We start from the raw sequence: 21731 nt of genomic DNA, 5'->3' as shown, positions 1-21731 counted from the left end.
GAATATGCCTCTGCGCGCGCAGATAGCACGTTCCCGCGGAAACTGACAGAAGCTGCGCCAACAATTCGGGAGAAACCCACATGGACGAACTCGCCATCGCCGATCGCCGCAGCCTGCGCCGGAAGCTGAGTTTCTGGCGCTGGGTGGTGGCGGGGCTGCTTCTTGTCGCCGCATTCGTAATCTTTGCGTGGTCGGGTGCTGCTGATGACGTCGGTCGCAGCCGGCAGCATGTTGCGCGGGTCACCATTACCGGTCTGATCCAGGACGACCGGGAGCTTCTCGATCGCCTCCAGAAGATCGCCGACAACGACAGCGTCAAAGCCCTGGTCGTGACCATCTCGTCTCCGGGCGGCACCACCTATGGCGGCGAAGTGATCTACAAGGCGATCCGCAAGGTTGCCGCCAAGAAGCCTGTTGTCTCCGATGTGCGCACGCTCGCCGCTTCGGCGGGCTACATGATTGCGCTCGCCGGCGACACGATCGTCGCGGGCGAAAGCTCGATCACCGGCTCCATCGGCGTCATCTTCCAGTATCCGCAGATCAAGGACCTGATGGACAAGCTCGGCGTGTCGCTGGAATCGATCAAGTCGCGGCCGCTGAAGGCCGAGCCGTCGCCCTTCCATCCGGCCAGCGACGAGGCGAAGGCGATGATCCAGACGATGATCGATGACAGCTATGCTTGGTTTGTCGACCTGGTTGCCGAGCGCCGCAAGCTTCAGCGCCCCGAGGCGCTGCTGCTCGCCGACGGCCGCATTTTCACCGGCCGCCAGGCGCTGAAGGCGAAGCTCGTCGACACGCTCGGCGGCGAGGACGAAATTCGCGCCTTTCTGACGGAGAAAAAGGTATCGAAGGACCTGCCGATCGTCGATTGGGAAGCATCGCGCAAGACCCTGCCTTTTGGCCTCGGCGCGCTGGTCGGCAACTGGATCAAGATGTTGGGATATGACGCTTTTCCGGCAATGAGCGGGCTCGAAAAAATTGCGGGCGACAAGTTGTTTCTTGACGGTCTTGTTTCGGTTTGGCAGGTTGATGGCCAATGAGGAAGGCGACATATACCCAGCCTGAGCCGTCAGGAGATGCCGGCGTTCTTGCAAGCGTCGGCCACACACTTGCGGCAATCACAATGCAGACCGAAAAAGCAAAACAAACAAGAATTTGAGGGGGCGACAGTGATCAAGTCAGAACTGGTGCAGATTGTTGCAGCTCGCAATCCGCATCTCTATCACCGCGATGTCGAAAACATCGTCAATGCGGTTCTCGATGAGATCACGGACGCGCTCGCGTCAGGCAACCGGGTCGAACTGCGCGGCTTCGGTGCCTTCTCCGTCAAGAACCGGCCGTCGCGCTCCGGGCGCAATCCGCGCACCGGCGATTCCGTCTTCGTCGAGGAAAAGTGGGTGCCGTTCTTCAAAACCGGCAAGGAATTGCGCGAGCGCCTTAATCCCGGCATGAACGACGAAGAGGACTGATCGTCTTTCTCGGTCTCAGCGGCCTGGCGCAATTTACGCCCGTTGTCCCGCGTGGCCAACGAAAACCACGCGGCCGCTCGCAAGCTGGAGCGCTTGAATGTTCAAGAAACTGATCAATATCGTTGTTCTCATTCCGGTTGGCGTGATCCTGATCGTTCTCAGCGTCGCCAATCGCCAGAGCGTGACGCTGGCACTGAACCCCTTCCGCCCGGAAGACGGCGTGCTTTCGGTCAGCGCACCCTTCTTCGTCTTCCTGTTTCTTGCCGTCATCGTCGGCATGGTCCTCGGCGCGGCAGCGACCTGGTTCAGCCAGGGCAAGTACCGTCGCCGTGCACGCACCGAGGCGAACGAAGCGGTGAAGTGGCATCGCGAAGCCGAGAAGCATCGCAGTCAGGCTGAAAAGCTCGCCACCCAGGCAACGTTGGCTGCCCCTCAGAACTGAACGCTTGCCTTGACGCTGCCGAGTGGCTGAGACGTTCAGCTCGCCGCTTCCGCGGTACCGCTTACGGCGGCGCCGAAGTCGGTAAAGAACTGCTGGGCCAGCTTCTTTGCGGTCGAATCGATGAGGCGCGAGCCGAGCTGAGCGAGCTTGCCGCCGATCTCCGCCTTGACGTCGTAACGCAGCACCGTGTCTGCGCCATCCTCCGTCAAGGTGACGTCGGCGCCACCCTTGGCAAAGCCGGCGATCCCGCCCTTTCCTTCGCCCGAGATCGTGTAGCCCTCCGGCGGATTGAGATTGGAGAGCACGACATTGCCGGTGAAGGAGGCAGAGACCGGGCCGATCTTGATCTTCACAACCGCTGCAAGTTCGGTCGGCGACGTCATTTCCAGCGACTGACAGCCGGGGATGCACCGTTTGAGGATTTCGGGATCGTTGAGGCCGCGCCACACTGCGTCGCGCCCAGCCGAAATCCGCTCTTCGCCGGTCATGTCCATGCGCTTTCCTCCCATTGGAGCGCCGCGCATCGACATCGACGCGCAAAGATCGCTGTAACACACTAGGCCTGCTGCAAAATATTGTCCCCAAGCCGGTTCCGACCCAAGGAAATTTGCCGCGGGTTCTCCCGCGCTGATCTTCGCAAAACGGAAACGACTTTGCCAAGTGCATCAGCGATGCTATTTGCACCTTCAATAGATGCCGCGGCTGAAGGCTGCGGCGACAAACCTCGTGGCGTCCGCCCGCTCGCGCTCGATACTGCGAAGGGCAGGCTGCACATGCACTAACAAGTCCAGGGATCTCAGCGTGAAGGAAAAGGACCGGCGGTCGAAGAATGCCTCCGTGACGACGGCCAAAAGCCGCGGCGCCGAGGCGCGTGGCGGCGGTCGCCACGAGCAGAAGCGTCCGGCACCGCCGAAAGGCGGCGGCTTCAAGGAACGGCCGGCGCGCCCGGTGGCAGCGCAGGCCGCCGAGGCACGCGACAGGCCCGCCAAGCAGGCACCCGTGCAGGAAACACCTGTACGGGCGATTGCCCGGCGAACCGGCGAAAAGCCGGCCGAGCGCGTGCCGCTCATTCTGGAGACCGTGGGCGCTTCCGGCTACCATCTGATCGACAGCGGCGCCGGCGAGAAGCTCGAACAATACGGTCCCTATCGCATCGTGCGACCCGAGGCGCAGGCGCTGTGGCCGCGTAGCCTGCCGGACGGCGTCTGGGAAAAGGCCGACGCGATCTTCACCGGCGACACCGACGAGGACGGCATGGGCCGCTGGCGGTTTCCGGGTGCCGTGCTCGGCGAAACCTGGCCGATGCAGCTTCTCGACACCGATTTCCACGGCCGCTTCACCTCGTTCCGCCATGTCGGCGTCTTTCCGGAACAGCTCGCGCACTGGAGCTGGGTCAAGGACCAGGTGGAAGCTGCAGGGCGGCCGCTCAAGGTTCTGAACCTCTTCGGCTATACCGGGGTCGCCTCGCTGATCGCCGCCAAGGCCGGCGCCGAGGTCACCCATGTCGACGCGTCGAAGAAGGCGATCGGCTGGGCACGCGAGAACCAGCAGCTGGCGCGGGCCGAAAAGCTGCCGATCCGCTGGATCTGCGACGACGCAATGAAGTTCATCCAGCGCGAAGAGCGCCGCGGCAGCCGCTACGACATCATCCTCACCGACCCGCCGAAGTTCGGCCGTGGTCCAAATGGTGAAGTCTGGCAGCTCTTCGATCACCTGGCGGCGATGCTCGACATCTGCCGCGAGATCCTCGCGCCGGAGGCGCGCGGCCTGGTGCTGACCGCCTATTCCATCCGGGCGAGCTTCTATTCGATCCATGAACTGATGCGCGAGACGATGCGCGGCCGCGGCGGCCGGGTGGAATCGGGCGAGCTCATCATCCGCGAGGGCGGGCTTGACGGCCGTGAGCCGGGCAGGGCGCTTTCGACCTCACTCTTCAGCCGCTGGGTACCGCAATGACGAACGACAGAAGCGAACACGGCACCGGTCGTGTCGGTCAGGTAAAGGAGGTCACGAGCCTCACCAACCCGATCATCAAGGACATCCGCGCGCTGGCACAGAAGAAGCATCGCGATGAAACGCGGTCCTTCATGGCCGAAGGCCTGAAGCTGGTGATCGACGCGCTCGATCTCGGCTGGAAGATCAAGACGCTGATCTATGCCAAGGCGGCCAAGGGCAAGCCGCATGTGGAGCAGGTGGCGGCGAAGACCGTCGCCAAGGGCGGCCTGGTGCTGGAAGTCAGTGAAAAGGTCCTGTCGACGATTACAAGGCGCGACAATCCGCAGATGGTCGTCGGCATTTTCGAGCAGCGCTACCAGTCGCTGAAGGATCTGAAGCCGCAACTGGGCGAAACCTATGTGGCGCTCGACCGGGTGCGCGATCCCGGCAACCTCGGCACCATCATCCGCACGGCCGATGCCGCCGGTGCCTCCGGCATCATCCTCGTCGGCGAGACCACCGACCCGTTTTCGCTGGAAACCGTGCGCGCGACCATGGGCTCGGTCTTCGCGATGCCGGTGGCGCGCGCCAGCGTGGAAGATTTCATCCGCTGGCAGAAATCCGCCGGCGTGAAGGTGGTTGCTACCCATCTAGCCGGTGCCGTCGATTACCGCACCATCGATTACAAGTCGAAGCCCGTGGTGATCCTGATGGGCAACGAACAGGCGGGTTTGCCGGAGGAGCTTGCCCGTGAGGCAGGTGCGCTCGCACGCATCCCGCAGGCCGGACGCGCCGACTCGCTCAACCTAGCGATCGCCACCGGCATCATGCTGTTCGAGGCGCGCCGTCATCTGCTGACGCTGGACGCCCGCGCATGAGCGAGAAGCAGGTTCTGTTTTCGCGGCCGCTACCGATCGCGGTCTTCATCCTTCTCGCGCTCATCGCCGATCAGCTGATCAAGTATCTGGTCGAGATCTACCTGCCCTTCAACCAGGCGGTCCACGTCGTGCCGATGCTGGCGCTCTACCGTACCTACAACTATGGCGTCGCCTTCTCGATGCTGTCGGGCATGGAAGGCTGGTTCATCGTCGGCATGCGGCTTGCCGTCGTCGCTTTCGTGCTCTGGCTCTGGAAGCGCACGCCGAAGGACCGGTTCTTTGCGCATTTCGGCTACGCGCTGATCATCGCCGGCGCACTCGGCAACCTCGTCGACCGGCTGATCTTCGGCTACGTGATCGACTACATCCTTTTCTATACGGAAACATGGTCCTTCGCCGTCTTCAATCTGGCCGATACCTTCATCACCATTGGCGCCGGAGCCATCATCCTTGACGAACTGCTGCACGCGAAAAAGGCCGATCGTTAAGATTTTACCAGTGCATTGAAGCCATTCGGAACGCTTGTCGTGTTAACCGGATTGCATGAGCGAACCGTCACGATTGCTGGAGCGGATCGAATCCGGCTTCCGGACAGGAAGCCGGACGGGCGCCGCGCCGCCGGCGGCTCCGCTCCCTGTCGAGGCATCGCCTCCGGCCCACGGGCAGGAAGCACCCGTCAACGGCAAGCGCCATGCGCTCAATCAGGCGTCGCTGGCATTGCTCGGCCTTGTCGCCTCCGGTCTCATACTCGTCATCGGCATGAGTGCCGGCTTTTACCTGTTTTCCGCAGCGATTGCGGCAGCAGGCTCTGTCGGCGTGTTCCTGCTCGTCGTTGAAGCCATACGGTCGTTCGATGGCAGGCACGCAGGCGACGAAGCGGACCGGGATCGCGATTGGCACCGCTCCGAAACGTCGGCATTGCTCTCGACCATTCATGATGCGCTGGGTGACCTCGCGATCATGCGCGGCATGGACGGAAAGATCGTTCATGCCAACGCGGTCTTCCATCAGGTCTGCGGCCACTCCGATGTCCGCGGCCTCGATTGCGCAGCACTTGGCCTGAGCTTCGAGCCGAAGGCTGCGCCCAATCACTATCTGGTCCGGATTGCGGCATCGGACGGCGTGCGCCTTTACGACTGGCACGACGTGATCGCCCGCGATCCGGCCAGTGGCAGGCTCATGCGCCACAGCATCGCGCGCGACGTCACCGAGGAGGCCAAGGCGGCGCGCGAGCGCGAAGCGGCACGCCGGCGGGCAGAGGAGGCGAGCAAGGCGAAGTCGAGACTTCTCGCCACCGTCAGCCATGAGATCCGCACGCCGCTTTCCGGTATCCTCGGCATGAGCCACCTGCTCGGCCAAACCCGGCTGTCGAGCGAGCAGAAAAACTACCTTGCCGGCATGCAGCAGTCCGGCCATGCGCTGGTCCAGCTCGTCGAGGACCTGATCGATTTCTCGTCGCTGTCAGCCGGTCGCTTCCAGTTTCGCCCGACCCGACAGGATCCGCGCGGCGTCATCGAGAGCGTGGTGGAAATGCTCTCCAACCGGGCGCATGAGAAGGGCATCGAGATCGGTGCGACGGTCGCCGTCGATGTGCCCGCTGAGATGGCCTTCGATGCGGCGCGCCTGCGCCAGGTGCTCTTCAACGTGATCGGCAATGCGGTGAAGTTCACCGAGGTCGGCGGCGTCTTTGTCGGCGCCGATACGGTCGACGAATGCGTCCGGATCCGGATCGACGACACCGGCCCGGGCATGTCGCCTGACGACCTGAAGCGCATTTTCGAGGAGTTCGAGCAGGCCGGAAACGACGAACAGCGGGCAAAGGGCACCGGCCTCGGCCTCGCCATCTCCCGCAGGATCATGCAGGCCTGCGGTGGCAGCCTTACGGCCGCAAGCGCGCCGGGGCGCGGCAGCCGTTTCGAAATTCGCCTGCCATTTGCCGAGATCGAGGCGGTCGCACCGGAGCGCCGGACCTGCCTTGCCGGCTCACATGTTCTGGTGATGGCGCCCGATGGTCCGGCCTCGGCGGCGCTCGCCGCGACGATCGCGACACTCGGCGGGCGGTGCCATCGTGCCACCACGCTTGCCGCGGCCCAGCATGTCCTTGCGGACGTGCTCGCCGGCGGCGCGCCTCTGACGGACGTGATCGTCGACCACCGCCATGCCCAGCAATACAAGCAGCTTCTTTCCCTGCAGCCGTCCGTTGCACGGCTGGAGGTGCGGCGCACCTATCTGATCAATCCGGAGGAGCGCAACAGCCACCCCGTCAACCAGATGGACGGCTACGAGGCCTGGCTGATCCGGCCCTTACGCGAAAAGTCCCTGGTCGAGGTGCTGCTCGGTCGCCTGAAGGGTATCGAGAAGCGTGACGCGATCAACGACAACCGGCCCGTTCTGCGAGAGGAGCCCGCGACCACGCCTGTTTACAACAGGGCGAATGGGATCCTGCTGGCCGAAGACGATCCGGTCAACGCGCTGATCGTTCGCACGGTGCTCCAGCGCTCGGGGCATTCGGTCCGCCTTGTCAGCGACTTCGGTGCCGTTGCTGAGGCCCTGCATGCGCCCGGCGAGCGCTTGCTTCCGGAGCTGTTGGTGACCGATCTCAACATGCCGGGTGGCGACGGCCTTTCGCTGCTGCAGCGCCTGCGCGCCGATGAGGCTGCGCGATCCGCGCCCCGGCTGCCCGTCATCGTCCTGACGTCGGATGTTCGTGCCGACATGCGCGACAGGCTGATGGGCGCCGGCGCCGACGCCGTGTTGTCGAAGCCCGCCGATCCGCAGCTGCTGACGTCGGAGATCGCTCGCCTGCTGCGCAAACGGTAACTTCGGCAGTGGTAACGGTAACCATCGAGGCGTAGGGGTTGTATGCCGCTTTCATGTCACTATGTTGTTGCAGAAACGTGGTCTAAGCCCGGCAGATAGAATTGATTCGGGATGACGCGGATGGCCATCGAGCTACTGGAACCAGCGAACGTGGTTGACACCTCTCAGGCTTGCATCGGCAAGAAGGCCGCCGCCCCGACGACTGACGTTCTCGGCAGGATCGCCAATCTCGAGACGCGCCTGGCACGCACGGCATCGGAGATCGATGCCGCCCAGGCCGTACGCTACAAGGTCTTCGTCGAGGAAATGAAGGCGCAAGTCGGCCCTGATCTGGATCGCCGCAAGCGCGACGTCGACAGCTATGACGCGATCTGCGACCACTTGCTGGTTCTCGACACCTCGATCGAGGGCGACGCGGAAGACCAGATCGTCGGCACCTATCGCCTGCTGCGCCAGGATGTGGCCGAGCGCTCGGGCGGTTTCTATTCGGCTTCCGAATTTGCCATCGACCAGCTTCTCGCCCGCCATCCGACCAAGCGCTTCATGGAACTCGGCCGTTCCTGCGTGTTGCCGGACTACCGTACCAAGCGGACGGTGGAACTGCTTTGGCAGGGAAACTGGGCCTACGCGCTCAAATACGGCATGGACGCCATGTTTGGCTGCGGTTCGTTCCCCGGCGTGGTGCCGGCCGAGCATGCACTGGCGCTTTCCTTCCTGCATCACAACATCCGCGCCCGTGACGAATGGGCCGTGAGCGCACGTCCGGAACTGCATCGGACCATGGATTTGATGCCGGCCGAGGCGATCAATGCGAAAAAGGCGCTCGCCGCCCTGCCACCCCTGATCAAGGGCTACATGCGCCTCGGCGCAATGGTCGGCGACGGCGCGGTGGTCGATCATGCGTTCCATACGACGGATGTTTTGATCGTGCTGCCGATCAGCAATATCTCCGGCCGTTATCTCAATTATTACGGCGCGGACGCTGGGCGGTTCGCGACCTCAGTCTCCTGACGGGCGCGTGACAGGATTAACCAAATATTAATGACGAGTTTGACTTTCGAGCCTGAAAGAGAGACTTGTATTGTCAAGTTCTTCTCTAATTTCATGACGAGAGAATAGAGAAAATAACGGAGGAATGGCCGATCATTTCCGGAGGTCGGCCGGCATTGAATTCCAAATCCTCCGTCTTTCATTACCTGAAACGTAGATCGGTTGCCTGATTCTGAGCTCGCCTCTTCTCTCCAGGGGATGCGGGCTCTTCTTTTTATAAGTTGTAGCGATTTGTTACTATTTCGGCAGGCCTGGCGACTTTGAGTGCCAGGCCTGTGCCAAAATAGTACATCCGTCGGTGTCACATGCCGGCGTTGTAGGCGGCAATCGCCGCCATGTTGACGATGTCGGAGTCCTTAGCCGACATCGAGACGATCTGAACCGATTTGTCTAGGCCGACGAGCAAGGGGCCGATCACGGTCGAACCACCGAGTTCCTGGAGCATCTTGGTCGAGATCGATGCCGAGTGGAATGCCGGCATCACGAGCACGTTGGCGGTGCCCGAGAGGCGGCAGAACGGATATTGCTCCATGACGCGCGCGTTAAGCGCCACGTCGGCCGCCATTTCCCCATCATATTCGAAGTCGACGCGACGCTTGTCGAGAATATTGACGGCTTCGCGCACTCGCTCGGAGCGTTCACCCGAGGGATGGCCGAAGGTGGAATAGGCCAGCATCGCCACGCGCGGCACGTAACCGAGCCGCTTGGCGAGGCCCGCTGCTTCCTCAGCGATCTCTGCCAGTTCCTCGGCCGTCGGCATGTCGTGCACCGCCGTGTCGGCGACAAGCACGGTGCGGCCGCGGCAGAGCGCGATCGAGACACCGATCACCCGATGGCCGGGCTTCGGATCGATGCAGCGACGCACGTCCTCGAGCGCGGTCGAATAGTTGCGGGTGAGGCCCGTGACCATGCCGTCGGCATCGCCGAGCGCCACCATGCAGGCGGCAAAGTGGTTGCGGTCGTTGTTGATCAACCGCTGGGCATCGCGGAAGAGGAAGCCCTTCCGCTGCAGGCGGGCATAGAGATAGTCCGTATAGGCGCCGACGCGCTTGGAAAGGCGTGCATTGACGATCTGGATGCCGGGGCGGTCGAGGTCGATGCCCTCGCGCTCCGCCGTCTCGCGCATGCGTTCTTCGCGGCCGAGCAGGATCGCGGTGCCGAGCTGCTGGTTGGCATAGGCGATCGCCGAGCGCATGACCTGCACCTCTTCGCCTTCGGCAAAGACAATGCGCTTCGGCTGGCGCCGGACGCGCTCATAGATACGCTGCAGCGTCGAGGCGATCGGGTCGCGGCGGGCGGAGAGCTGGCGGCCATAGGCCTCGAGATCGGTGATCGGCTTGCGGGCGACACCGCTTTCCATCGCCGCTTTCGCAACGGCCATCGGGATCGACGAGATCAGGCGCGGATCGAAGGGAACCGGAATGATGTATTGCGGTCCGAAGCGCGGCCGGTTGCCCTGATAGGCGGCGGCGACGTCATCGGGAACGTCTTCCTTGGCAAGGCTTGCGAGCGCTTCCGCTGCCGCGATCTTCATCTCGTCGTTGATCGTCGTCGCGCGCACGTCGAGCGCGCCGCGGAAGATGTAGGGGAAGCCGAGCACGTTGTTGACTTGGTTCGGATAGTCCGAGCGGCCGGTGGCGACGATCGCGTCATCGCGGATACGGGCGACTTCCTCGGGCGTGATTTCCGGATCCGGGTTGGCCATCGCGAAGATGATCGGCCGCGCTGCCATCGAGCGCACCATGTCCTCGGAAAGCGCGCCCTTGGCGGAAAGGCCGAAGACGACGTCGGCGCCTTCGAGCGCCTCGGCGAGCGTGCGGCGGTCGGTCTTGACCGCATGCGCCGACTTCCATTGGTTCATGCCCTCGGTGCGACCCTCGAAGATCACGCCTTTGGTGTCGCAAAGGATGATGTTTTCCGAGTTGAAGCCCATCGACTTGATGAGCTCGATGCAGGCGATGGCAGCCGCACCCGCGCCGTTGCAGACGAGCTTCGTCGTCTTGAAGTCGCGGCCGGTCAAAGCGAGCGCGTTGATCAGGCCTGCTGCGGCGATGATCGCGGTGCCGTGCTGGTCGTCGTGGAACACCGGGATGTCCATGACCTCGCGCAGCTTCTGCTCGATGATGAAACAGTCCGGCGCCTTGATGTCTTCAAGATTGATGCCGCCGAAGGATGGCCCAAGGAAGCGCACGCAGTTGATGAACTCGTCGACGTTCTCGGTATCGACTTCGAGGTCGATCGAATCGACGTCGGCAAAGCGCTTGAACAGCACCGCCTTGCCTTCCATGACCGGCTTGGAGGCAAGCGCCCCGAGGTTGCCGAGGCCGAGGATGGCGGTGCCGTTCGAGATGACGGCGACCATGTTGCCACGCGTCGTGTAGTCATAGGCGGTGTTGGGGTCCTCGGCGATGGCCTTCACCGGCACCGCGACACCCGGCGAATAGGCAAGCGACAGGTCGCGCTGGGTCGCCATGGCCTTGGTGGGGGAAATCTCCAGCTTTCCGGGACGACCCTGCGAGTGAAAATCGAGCGCTTCTTGCGCGGTGACGCTCGTCATTGTGCGATCGGTCTTGTCGGTGGCCGGCATGTTTCCTCTATCCTCCTGTGGGCGAGCCTTGCGGCGCGCCTCTTTATGGTTGTCGTCTACAATTGCTTGGGGATAGTGTGCCATCTCTTTTTTCGGAACAATCATGAATTTCGTGACAGACCATTCGAACCGCGCCGGGGAGGTGTTGTCCGCAGCCGAACTGGCGACGGAGGAGAGCCGTTCCACCGCAACGCCGATGATGGAACAGTTCATCGAGATCAAGGCGAACAACCCGGATTCGCTGCTGTTCTACCGCATGGGCGACTTCTACGAGCTGTTCTTCCAGGACGCGGTCGAGGCCTCGCGCGCACTCGGCATCACGCTGACGAAGCGCGGCCAGCACATGGGACAGGAAATTCCGATGTGCGGCGTGCCGGTGCATGCCGCCGACGATTACCTGCAGAAGCTGATCGGGCTCGGCTTCCGTGTCGCCGTCTGCGAGCAGGTCGAGGACCCGGCGGAAGCGAAGAAGCGCGGCAGCAAATCGGTGGTGCGCCGCGACGTGGTGCGCCTGGTGACGCCGGGCACGATCACCGAAGAGAAGCTGCTGTCGCCGTCGGAGACCAACTATCTGATGGCGCTGGCGCGCATCAAGAGCGGCTCCGAACCCGCTTATGCGCTTGCCTGGATCGATATCTCCACGGGCATCTTCCGGCTGGCCGAGACCGGCGAAAGCCGTTTGCTTGCCGATATCCTGCGCATCGAGCCGCGCGAACTGATCCTTGCAGATACCGTCTTCCATGATCCGGAACTAAGGCCCGTCTTCGACGTGCTCGGCCGCGTTGCCGTGCCGCAGCCGGCGGTCTTGTTCGACAGCGCCACGGCGGAAGGGCGCATCAGCCGCTACTTCGGCGTCAAGACGCTTGATGGCTTCGGCACGTTTTCCCGTGCGGAACTCGCAGCCGCTTCCGCGGCGATCTCCTATGTCGAGAAGACCCAGCTTGCCGAACGCCCGGCACTCGGCACGCCGGAGCGCGAAAGTGCCGCCTCGACCTTGTTCATCGATCCGGCGACCCGCGGCAATCTCGAACTGGTGAAGACGCTGTCCGGCGCGCGCGAGGGCACGCTGCTGAAGGCGCTCGACCGCACCGTGACAAGCGGCGGCGCCCGCCTACTTGCCGAGCGGCTGATGTCGCCGCTGACCGATCCGGACCGTATCAACCAGAGGCTCGACTCGATCGAGATTTTGGCGGACCAGCCGTCCTTTGCCGGCGACCTGCGCGATGCGCTACGTCGCGCGCCGGATATGCCGCGCGCCCTGTCGCGGCTGGCGCTCGGCCGTGGTGGCCCTCGCGATCTCGGCGCAATTCAGGCCGGCTTGCATGCATCCGCGTCCATTTCACGGCTGATGGCCGCAGGAACGCTCTCGGACGAACTGAAAGAGGCGCGCGCCGCGATCGATGCGCTTCCTGCCGGCCTGCTCGGCCTGCTCGATGCCACCCTTGGCGAGGAATTGCCGCTGCTGAAGCGTGACGGCGGTTTCGTATGCGAAGGTGCCAATGCCGAGCTCGACGAAGTCCGGGCGCTGCGTGACCAGTCGCGCCGGGTGATCGCCGGGCTGCAGCTGCAATATTCCGAAGAGACCGGCATCAAGTCGCTGAAGATCAAGCACAACAACGTGCTTGGCTATTTCATCGAGGTCACCGCAGGCAATGCCGGCTCGATGACCGATACGGATGCCGGCCGCGCGCGCTTCATCCATCGCCAGACCATGGCCAATGCCATGCGCTTCACCACGACGGAGCTGGCCGAACTCGAAAGCAAGATTGCCAACGCCGCCGACCGGGCACTATCGATCGAGATCGAGGCTTTCGACCAGATGACGGCCGAGGTCGTCGCCGCTGCCGAAACGCTCAAGGCGGCGGCATTGGCGCTTGCGACCGTCGATGTATCGGTCGGCCTTGCCGTGCTCGCCGAGGAGCAGGCCTATGCACGCCCCACCGTCGACCGCTCGCGCATGTTCGCGATCGACGGCGGACGCCATCCTGTCGTCGAGCAGGCGCTGAAGCGCCAGGCAAGCAATGCCTTCGTCGCCAATGGCTGCGATCTCTCACCGCCGGAGGGCGAGGAGGGCGGCGCGATCTGGCTGCTCACCGGTCCCAACATGGGCGGTAAATCGACCTTCCTGCGCCAGAATGCGCTGATCGCGATCATGGCGCAGATGGGCACTTTCGTTCCCGCCGCGAGCGCCCATATCGGCATCGTCGACCGGCTCTTCTCCCGCGTCGGCGCTTCCGACGATCTGGCGCGCGGCCGCTCGACCTTCATGGTCGAGATGGTCGAGACGGCGGCGATTCTCAACCAGGCGACCGACCGCTCGCTGGTAATCCTCGACGAGATCGGTCGCGGCACGGCCACCTTCGACGGCCTGTCGATCGCCTGGGCGGCGGTCGAGCACCTGCATGAGGCGAACCGCTGCCGCGGCCTCTTCGCCACCCATTTCCACGAACTGACGGTGCTTTCGGAAAAGCTCGGCCGTCTCTCGAACGCGACCATGCGCGTCAAGGAATGGCATGGGGACGTGATCTTCCTGCACGAGGTGGGGCCGGGCGCTGCCGACCGCTCCTACGGCATCCAGGTTGCTCGTCTCGCCGGCCTGCCGGCCTCGGTCGTCGCGCGCGCCAAGGATGTGCTCGCCAAGCTTGAGGATGCCGACCGCAAGAATCCGGCGAGCCAGTTGATCGACGATCTGCCGCTCTTCCAGGTGGCGATCCGCCGCGAAGAGGCCAAGCCCGCCGGAAACTCCAGGGTTGACGAGGCGCTGAAGGCGCTCAACCCCGACGACATGACGCCGCGCGAGGCGCTCGACGCCCTCTATGCGCTGAAGAAGGAGCTGAGCGCCGCCAAGGCGGGATGAGCAAAAGTGTGTGCGGTTTTCCGCCCGCATCCCGCCAACCGTTGGCTAAGGCGGCGCGCGCCTTTTTCCTGTGCAGCGGTCGGTAAAAAGGCTATACAGCGCCGCGCGCCTTTGCCGGCGCGGCGATCGAAATGCTGTGTGGTCTTGGTTCGGCCTCGGTCGTAAGGATCATGCAGGAGCGCTCGATCGCGAGCGACCACGCAACCAGTCGGACAGGACGCCCCTCGGCACTACATGGGCAGACAAGACATTTCCTTTCCCGAAATCCTCGACGTCGCGGCACTCCGGGCGAAATGCGACTTCATCGCTTCGGCCCATGCCGAACAGCGCGAGCCGATGCGCCAGGCGCTGCTCGCCGCCTTCAAGCAGGCAAACATCGCCGGCCGGGCCAAGGCGCGCGAGTTGTTCAACGCCGACGGTGCAGGCATTCTCTGCGCCGAGCGCATCTCCTGGCTGCAGGATCAGTTGATCACCGTGCTGCACGATTTCGTGCTGAACGAGATCTTCGACGCCGCCAATGCGCCGCCGGCCTCGCGCATCGCGGTGGCTGCGGTCGGCGGTTATGGCCGCGGCACGCTGGCTCCGGGCTCGGACATCGATCTTCTGTTCCTGCTGCCGGTCAAGAAGACCGTGTGGGCGGAGCCGGCGATCGAGTTCATGCTCTATATCCTCTGGGATCTGGGCTTCAAGGTCGGCCACGCCACCCGCACTGTCGACGAATGCATTCGGCTCTCGCGCGCCGACATGACCATCCGCACCGCCATTCTCGAGACGCGCTACATCTGCGGCTCCGAGACGCTGAGCGCCGAACTTGAAACCCGCTTCGACCATGAGATCGTGCGCAACACCGGCCCGGAGTTCATCGCGGCCAAACTTGCCGAGCGCGACGAGCGCCACCGCAAGGCCGGCGACACGCGCTATCTCGTCGAGCCGAACGTCAAGGAAGGCAAGGGCGGGCTTCGCGACCTGCACACGCTGTTCTGGATCGCCAAATATTTCTACCGCCTCAAGGACACCGCCGATCTCGTCAAGCTCGGCGTCCTGTCGCGGCAGGAGTACCAACTCTTCCAGAAGGCTGAGGATTTCCTCTGGGCCGTGCGCTGCCACATGCATTTCCTGACCGGAAAGGCGGAGGAACGGCTGTCCTTCGACATCCAGCGCGAGATCGCCGAAGCGCTGGGCTACCACGACCATCCGGGGCTTTCCGCCGTCGAGCGCTTCATGAAGCACTTCTTCCTGGTGGCGAAGGACGTCGGCGATCTGACGCGCATCTTCTGCGCCGCGCTCGAAGACCAGCAGGCGAAGGATGCCCCTGGTATATCCGGCATTATCGGCCGCTTCACCCATCGTAGCCGCAAGATCGCCGGCACGCTCGATTTCGTCGATGACGGCGGTCGCATTGCGCTCGCAAGCCCCGATGTCTTCAAGCGCGATCCGGTCAACCTGCTGCGTTTCTTCCACATCGCCGATATCAACGGGCTCGAGTTCCATCCGGCGGCCCTGCGCCAGGTGACGCGGTCGCTGGGGCTGATCAAGCCGGCGCTGCGCGAAAACGAGGAGGCAAACCGTCTCTTCCTGTCGATCCTCACCTCGCGCCGCAAGCCGGAACTCATCCTCAGGCGCATGAACGAGGCGGGCGTGCTCGGCCGTTTCATTCCGGATTTCGGCAAGATCGTCTCGATGATGCAGTTCAACATGTATCATCACTATACGGTGGACGAGCATCTGCTGCGCACCGTCGACGTGCTCTCGCGCATCGAGGGCGGCATCGAGGAGGAGGCCCATCCGCTGGTCGCCAAGCTGATGCCGGGGATCGAGGAGCGCGAGGCGCTCTACGTCGCTGTGCTGCTGCACGATATCGCCAAGGGCAGGCCCGAGAATCACTCGACCGCCGGCGCAAAGGTTGCGCGCAAGCTCTGCCCGCGCTTCGGGCTGTCGCCAAAGCAGACCGAACTCGTGGCCTGGCTCATCGAGGAGCATCTGTTGATGTCGATGGTCGCCCAGACGCGCGACCTCAACGACCGCAAGACCATCGTCGACTTCGCCGAACGGGTGCAGTCGCTCGACCGGCTGAAGATGCTGCTGGTCCTGACCGTTTGCGATATCCGGGCCGTCGGTCCGGGCGTCTGGAACGGCTGGAAGGGGCAGCTGTTGCGCACGCTGTATTACGAGACCGAGCTGCTGCTGTCGGGCGGCTTCTCGGAACTGTCGCGCAAGGAGCGCGCTGCGCATGCCGCGATCATGCTCGGCGAGGCGTTGACGGACTGGTCCGAGAAGCAGCGCGACGACTATGTGCGCCTGCATTATCAGCCCTATCTCCTGACCGTCGCGCTTGAGGATCAAGTGCGCCACGCGCGCTTCATCCGCGAAGCGGACGCCGCCGACAAGGCGCTGGCGACGATGGTGCGCACCCACCAGTTCCATGCGATCACCGAAATCACCGTGCTTTCGCCCGACCATCCGCGTCTCCTGACCGTGATCGCCGGCGCCTGCGCTGCCGCCGGTGCCAACATCGTCGACGCCCAGATCTTCACGACCTCTGACGGACGGGCACTGGACACGATCCTGATCAACCGCGAGTTCGCCGTCGACGGGGATGAGATGCGGCGAGCGGGCAGCATCGGCAAGCTGATCGAGGACGTGCTTGCCGGCCGAAAGCGCCTGCCCGAAGTGATTGCCAGCCGGACGAAGGTGAAGAAGCGCACCAAGGCGTTTACCGTGACGCCGGAAGTGACGATCAGCAACACATTGTCGAACAAGTTTACGGTGATCGAGGTCGAGGGTCTCGACCGTCCGGGCCTGCTCTCCGAAATCACCGCGGTGCTTTCCGATCTCTCGCTCGATATCGCCTCGGCGCACATCACCACCTTCGGTGAGAAGGTGATCGACACCTTCTACGTCACCGACCTCGTCGGTCAGAAGGTGACGAGCGAGAACCGTCAGATGAACATTGCCGCCCGCCTCAAGGCCGTCATGGCCGGTGAGGGTGACGAAGCCCGCGACCGCATGCCCTCCGGCATCATCGCGCCGCCACCGGGTGTCTCCTCCGCTCAAAGAACGACAAAAGCCGAAACATGAGTCTGGTCAAGAAATTTGCAACCGTCGGCGGCGCGACGCTCGGAAGCCGGCTCTTCGGCTTCATCCGCGAAACCTTCATGGCCGCCGCCCTCGGCACCGGCCCGGTCGCCGATGCCTTCAACACGGCCTTCCGCTTGCCGAACACCTTCCGCCGACTGTTTGCCGAAGGGGCCTTCAACTCCGCCTTCGTGCCGCTCTTTGCCAAGGAGATCGAGGCGAACGGCATGGAGGGCGCGCGGCGCTTTTCCGAGGAAGTCTTCGGCGTTCTCTTCACTGTCCTGTTGTTCCTGACGATCGCGATGGAACTGACGATGCCCTTCATCGTCAGCAACCTGATCGCCCCCGGTTTTGCCGACGATCCGGAAAAGCTCGGCAATACCATCGTCTTTGCAGGCATCATGTTCCCTTATCTCGCCTGCATGTCGCTGGCGGCGATGATGGGCGGCATGCTGAACTCGCTGCATCGCTTCTTCGCGGCAGCGATTGCGCCGGTGTTCCTCAATATCATCCTGATCGGGGTGCTGGCCTACGCCTGGTATGCCGGGCAGGACCCGGTGGCAGTCGGCTACGCGCTGTCCTGGGGGGTCATGGCGGCGGGTCTGGTGCAGCTTGCGATCGTCTGGATCGCCGTGCGCGACGCCGGCATCAAGATCGGCCTCCGCCGGCCGAGGATGACCGCCAGTGTCAGGCGCCTGCTGGTGCTGGCCCTGCCGGCGGCGATCACCGGCGGCATCACCCAGATCAACCTCCTGATCAATACCAATATCGCTTCGGCGAGCGAAGGCGCGGTCTCGTCGCTGGTCTACGCTGACCGCATCTACCAGCTTCCGCTTGGCGTCGTCGGCATCGCGGTGGCAACCGTGTTGCTGCCGGAACTTGCCCGGGCGTTGCGCTCCGGCAATGTCAACGAAGCGTCGAACCTGCAGAACCGCTCGGTCGAGTTCACGTTGTTCCTGACGCTTCCGGCGGCAGCAGCACTTCTGGTCATGTCCGAGCCGATCGTTCGGCTGCTCTTCGAGCGCGGCAAGTTCTCGCCGGAATCGACCGTCATCGTCGGTCACATCCTGGCAATTTACGGTCTCGGCCTGCCGGCATTCGTGCTGATCAAGGCCTTCATTCCCGGCTTCTTCGCGCGCGAGGATACCCGCACGCCGATGATCTTCGCCGCCATTTCCGTCGTCGCGAACGTCTCCCTGGCGCTGACCCTGTTTCCGCGGCTCGGCGCAAGCGGTATCGCCACCGCCGAGATCGTAGCCGGGTGGGTCAACGCCGTCCTGCTCTTCGCAACGCTCGTCTGGCGCGGCCATTGGGGCAGGGACATCCCGTTGCTGACCCGCATTCCGCGCCTCGTCATCGCGGCGGCCGGTATGGCTGCGGCGCTGTATTTCGCGATCGACTGGTTCGCCTTCGAGCTCTCTTCCGCCGCGCCGCTGGTGACGCGGGCAGTAACCCTGCTCGGTCTGGTCACGGCGGCGATGGTGATCTACTTCGCGCTCGCCTTCGGTCTCGGCGGCGCCAGCCTCGGCATGATCCGCCGCAGCATCAAACGCAACGCCAAAGCACCGGCAGAACCCGCTGCAGCACCGGAGGCGAGTGACTGATGCGCCAGACGATCGCACGCATTGCACTGGTCGTGCCGGATTACGATGCCGGCATCGCCTTCTATTGCGGCAAGCTCGGCTTCGACCTCGTGGAAGACACGAGGCTCGACGACAGCAAGCGCTGGGTCGTCGTCCGTCCCAGGGGCGCGGTCGAGACTTCGCTGCTGCTTGCCAAGGCCGACGGCGAACGCCAGCAGGCGGCGATCGGCAACCAGACCGGCGGCCGCGTCGGCTTCTTCCTCTTCACCGACGATTTCGCTCGCGACCATGCGGCGATGCTGGCCGAGGGCGTCGCCTTTCTGGAGGCGCCGCGTCACGAGCCCTATGGCGTCGTTGCCGTCTTCAGCGACCCGTTCGGCAACCATTGGGATCTGCTGCAACCGGCAGTGTGAATGCGCCTCTCGCAACCCCTTGATTGCCTCTCATCCCGCGTGCATAAGCCAAGCCGTTAGCAACATGGGCGACAAAAAGCCCTGGGGCCCTCCACCAGCCTATTGAGGACGACATGAACGAATTCAAGCCGCTCGTATTTTCCGGCGTTCAGCCGACGGGCAACCTCCATCTCGGCAACTATCTCGGCGCGATCCGCAAGTTCGTGGCGCTGCAGGAAAACAACGACTGCATCTATTGCGTCGTTGACCTGCACTCGATCACCGCTCAGCTCGTGCATGAGGACCTGAAGGGGCAGATCCGCTCGATCGCCGCTGCCTTCATCGCTTCGGGCATCGATCCGAAGAAGCATATCGTCTTCAATCAGTCGGCGGTGCCGCAGCACGCCGAACTCGCCTGGATCTTCAATTGCGTCGCCCGCATCGGCTGGATGAGCCGCATGACGCAGTTCAAGGACAAGGCCGGCAAGGACCGCGAGAACGCCTCGCTCGGTCTGCTCGCCTATCCGAGCCTGATGGCGGCCGACATTCTCGTCTATCGCGCCACCCATGTTCCTGTCGGAGACGACCAGAAGCAGCATCTGGAGCTGACGCGCGACATCGCCCAGAAGTTCAACATCGACTTCATGGAGCACATCCGCGGCCGCGGCTACGGCGTCGACATCGTCGTCGGCGAGGAGCCGATCCACGCCTACTTCCCGCCGGTCGAGCCGCTGATCGGCGGCGCCACGACGCGCGTCATGTCGCTGCGCGACGGCACCAAGAAGATGTCGAAGTCCGATCCGTCCGACCTGTCGCGCATCAACCTGATGGACGATGCCGAGACGATCTCGAAGAAGATCCGCAAGGCCAAGACCGACCCCGACGCGCTACCAAGCGAACTCGACGGCCTGAAGGGACGCCCGGAAGCGGAAAACCTCGTCGGCATCTATGCGGCGCTGTCGGACAAGACCAAGGAGCAGGTGCTCGCCGAATTCGGCGGGCAGCAGTTCTCGGTCTTCAAGCCGGCGCTCGTCGATCTCGCGGTCGAGGTTCTTTCGCCGATCACTGGCGAAATGCGCCGCCTGATGGGCGACACCGCCCATATCGATGCCATTCTGCGGGATGGCGGCGAGCGTGCGCGGACGCGTGCGGAAAAAACGATGCGCGAAGTGCGCGAGATCATCGGCTTCCTGCAGTAAGTCGGCTGGGTCCGGGCAATCCCGGACCCAGATTCACTTCGGTGTTCGGCCCTCACCGGTCGAAGGGAAGACGGACGGAGAACCTCGGGCACTTTTCCGTGTCCCGCTCCGAAACGCCAAAATGAGACCTTGCGGCGGCTCGCCCGGGATGTAATGTTCACCCTATGGTCTCGACCCGACTCTCTCGACTTGAAGGTCACCGCCGCAAGTTCATGGCGGTGATAGACGATACCCCGGAATGCGGGCGCGCCGTGCACTATGCGGGCATGCGCGCCAAGAACTCCAATGGCGGTCTCGTCCTGCTCTATGTGATCGCCGATGGCGACTTCCAGCAATGGCTGGGGGTCGAGGAAATCATGCGTGCGGAAGCGCGCGAGGAAGCCGAGGCGACCCTCGCCAAGGTGGCCCAGTCGGTCCGCGAGCGGATCGGCATCGAGCCTGAGATCGTTATCCGCGAGGGAACCGCCACGGAGCAGATCCATGCGGCGATCGAAGAGGACCGCGACATCGCCATTCTGGTGCTCGCCGCCGGATCGGCAAAAGAGGGCCCGGGCCCCCTGGTGTCGTCGATCGCGGGCAAGGCAGCCGCCTTCCCGATCCCCGTCACGGTCATCCCCGATGCCCTGACGGACGAGGAGATCGACGCGCTCAGCTGACCTGCGTCGCTTCATGGGGTAAGCGGGATGCGGGCGGAAAACCGCTCACACTTTTCCTCATCCCGCTTTATGTACTCTTGCGACCAGAGGGCCATGCCCCTATATTCTTTTGAATTATTCTAAAGAGCTGGGCGAATGACGCTCCCGGCGAACGGAGACAGACATGTTCATTCAGACCGAAGCCACGCCGAACCCGGCAACGCTGAAGTTTTTGCCGGGCAAGGTTGTTATGGAAAACGGCACTGCCGAGTTCCGCGACGAGGAAGAAGCACGCGCCGGCTCGCCGCTGGCGGCACGGCTGTTTTCGATCCCGGGCGTCACCGGCGTCTATTTCGGCTACGATTTCATCACCGTCAGCAAGGAAAACCAGGAGTGGCAGCACCTCAAGCCAGCGATCCTCGGTTCGATCATGGAGCATTTCATGTCGGGCCAGGCGATCATGGCTGGCAGCGGCCGCGCCGAGCAGTCGGATCAGGAAGACGAGTTCTTCGACGAGGGTGACGAGACGATCGTTGCCACCATCAAGGAGCTTCTGGAAACCCGCGTGCGCCCGGCCGTTGCACAGGACGGTGGCGACATCACCTTCCGAGGCTTCAAGGACGGCACCGTTTTCCTCAACATGAAGGGCGCCTGCTCGGGCTGCCCGTCGTCCACCGCGACGCTGAAACATGGTGTGCAGAACCTGCTGCGCCATTTCGTTCCCGAGGTGCAAGCCGTCGAGGCCGTCTAATACCGGGCGCCGTCCGGCGCGCAGGTCTGCGTATTGATTTTGCCGCAAAGCCCTTCGG

General features: G+C 63.4%; 17 protein-coding genes. 15 read left to right on the top strand and 2 right to left on the bottom strand.

The features are described 5' to 3' along the window. Window positions 1-80 precede the first annotated feature (80 nt). The 3 genes from sppA (at window position 81) to V7S54_RS03860 (ending at window position 1911) form a co-directional block, all read left to right on the top strand. Window positions 81-1040 (top strand): signal peptide peptidase SppA, encoded by a 960-nt coding sequence (sppA, locus tag V7S54_RS03870; RefSeq protein WP_065372215.1) that lies wholly within the window; start codon window positions 81-83, stop codon window positions 1038-1040. Window positions 1041-1169: 129 nt separating this feature from the next. After that, window positions 1170-1469, top strand: a complete 300-nt coding sequence (locus tag V7S54_RS03865; RefSeq protein WP_065372216.1) for an integration host factor subunit beta — start codon at window positions 1170-1172, stop codon at window positions 1467-1469. Between the two features lie 97 nt (window positions 1470-1566). Further along, a complete protein-coding gene (locus tag V7S54_RS03860; protein WP_065372217.1) occupies window positions 1567-1911 on the top strand; it encodes a LapA family protein in 345 nt (114 codons plus the stop codon). A 35-nt stretch (window positions 1912-1946) separates the two neighbouring features. Here V7S54_RS03860 and V7S54_RS03855 read toward each other — a convergent pair whose 3' ends face one another. Continuing rightward, a complete protein-coding gene (locus V7S54_RS03855) occupies window positions 1947-2405 on the bottom strand; it encodes an SRPBCC family protein (protein ID WP_057248000.1) in 459 nt (152 codons plus the stop codon). Between the two features lie 307 nt (window positions 2406-2712). Here V7S54_RS03855 and V7S54_RS03850 point away from each other — a divergent pair, with 307 nt between their 5' ends. The 5 genes from V7S54_RS03850 (at window position 2713) to V7S54_RS03830 (ending at window position 8555) form a co-directional block, all read left to right on the top strand. Beyond that, window positions 2713-3867, top strand: a complete 1155-nt coding sequence (locus V7S54_RS03850) for a class I SAM-dependent rRNA methyltransferase (protein WP_065372218.1) — start codon at window positions 2713-2715, stop codon at window positions 3865-3867. Next, window positions 3864-4724, top strand: coding sequence for a TrmH family RNA methyltransferase (locus tag V7S54_RS03845; RefSeq protein WP_065372219.1), 861 nt, complete (start codon window positions 3864-3866; stop codon window positions 4722-4724). The genes V7S54_RS03850 and V7S54_RS03845 overlap by 4 nt, the downstream gene beginning before the upstream one ends. After that, window positions 4721-5212, top strand: coding sequence for a signal peptidase II (gene lspA / locus V7S54_RS03840; protein ID WP_093234084.1), 492 nt, complete (start codon window positions 4721-4723; stop codon window positions 5210-5212). The genes V7S54_RS03845 and lspA overlap by 4 nt, the downstream gene beginning before the upstream one ends. 55 nt (window positions 5213-5267) lie before the next feature. Beyond that, window positions 5268-7544 carry a hybrid sensor histidine kinase/response regulator gene (locus V7S54_RS03835; protein WP_065372221.1) on the top strand — a complete coding sequence of 759 codons (2277 nt, stop codon included), beginning with the start codon at window positions 5268-5270 and terminating at the stop codon, window positions 7542-7544. A gap of 120 nt (window positions 7545-7664) precedes the next feature. After that, complete coding sequence (locus tag V7S54_RS03830; protein ID WP_065372222.1) at window positions 7665-8555, top strand: GNAT family N-acetyltransferase; 891 nt, start codon at window positions 7665-7667, stop codon at window positions 8553-8555. A gap of 340 nt (window positions 8556-8895) precedes the next feature. On the opposite strand, the gene V7S54_RS03825 is transcribed toward V7S54_RS03830, so the two are convergent. After that, the gene (locus V7S54_RS03825; RefSeq protein WP_065372223.1) at window positions 8896-11181 is read right to left on the bottom strand and encodes an NADP-dependent malic enzyme; all 2286 of its coding nucleotides are present in this window, start codon (window positions 11179-11181) and stop codon (window positions 8896-8898) included. A 103-nt stretch (window positions 11182-11284) separates the two neighbouring features. Between V7S54_RS03825 and mutS the strand changes: the two genes are divergently transcribed. The 7 genes from mutS (at window position 11285) to V7S54_RS03790 (ending at window position 21673) form a co-directional block, all read left to right on the top strand. Beyond that, a complete protein-coding gene (mutS, locus tag V7S54_RS03820) occupies window positions 11285-14038 on the top strand; it encodes a DNA mismatch repair protein MutS (RefSeq protein WP_065372224.1) in 2754 nt (917 codons plus the stop codon). A 234-nt stretch (window positions 14039-14272) separates the two neighbouring features. Then, window positions 14273-17116, top strand: coding sequence for a [protein-PII] uridylyltransferase (locus V7S54_RS03815; RefSeq protein ID WP_065372225.1), 2844 nt, complete (start codon window positions 14273-14275; stop codon window positions 17114-17116). Beyond that, entirely contained in the window at window positions 17113-18717 is a 1605-nt protein-coding gene (gene murJ / locus V7S54_RS03810) for a murein biosynthesis integral membrane protein MurJ (protein ID WP_065372226.1), read from the top strand. Before V7S54_RS03815 ends, murJ begins: the two co-directional genes overlap by 4 nt. Continuing rightward, window positions 18717-19109: a VOC family protein gene (locus V7S54_RS03805; RefSeq protein WP_065372227.1), complete on the top strand. Its 393-nt coding sequence runs from the start codon at window positions 18717-18719 to the stop codon at window positions 19107-19109. The genes murJ and V7S54_RS03805 overlap by 1 nt, the downstream gene beginning before the upstream one ends. Before the next feature lie 113 nt (window positions 19110-19222). Beyond that, complete coding sequence (gene trpS, locus V7S54_RS03800) at window positions 19223-20287, top strand: tryptophan--tRNA ligase (protein WP_065372228.1); 1065 nt, start codon at window positions 19223-19225, stop codon at window positions 20285-20287. Window positions 20288-20451: 164 nt separating this feature from the next. Further along, window positions 20452-20943: a universal stress protein gene (locus V7S54_RS03795; protein WP_057248011.1), complete on the top strand. Its 492-nt coding sequence runs from the start codon at window positions 20452-20454 to the stop codon at window positions 20941-20943. 163 nt (window positions 20944-21106) lie between these two features. Continuing rightward, window positions 21107-21673: a NifU family protein gene (locus V7S54_RS03790; RefSeq protein WP_065372229.1), complete on the top strand. Its 567-nt coding sequence runs from the start codon at window positions 21107-21109 to the stop codon at window positions 21671-21673. Window positions 21674-21731: the final 58 nt, after the last annotated feature.

The sequence above is a fragment of the Ensifer sp. CCNWLY38 genome (genome assembly GCF_037120565.1).
Taxonomy (GTDB): Bacteria; Pseudomonadota; Alphaproteobacteria; order Rhizobiales; family Rhizobiaceae; genus Ensifer; species Ensifer adhaerens_H.
This window is presented reverse-complemented; position numbering and strand designations above follow the sequence as displayed.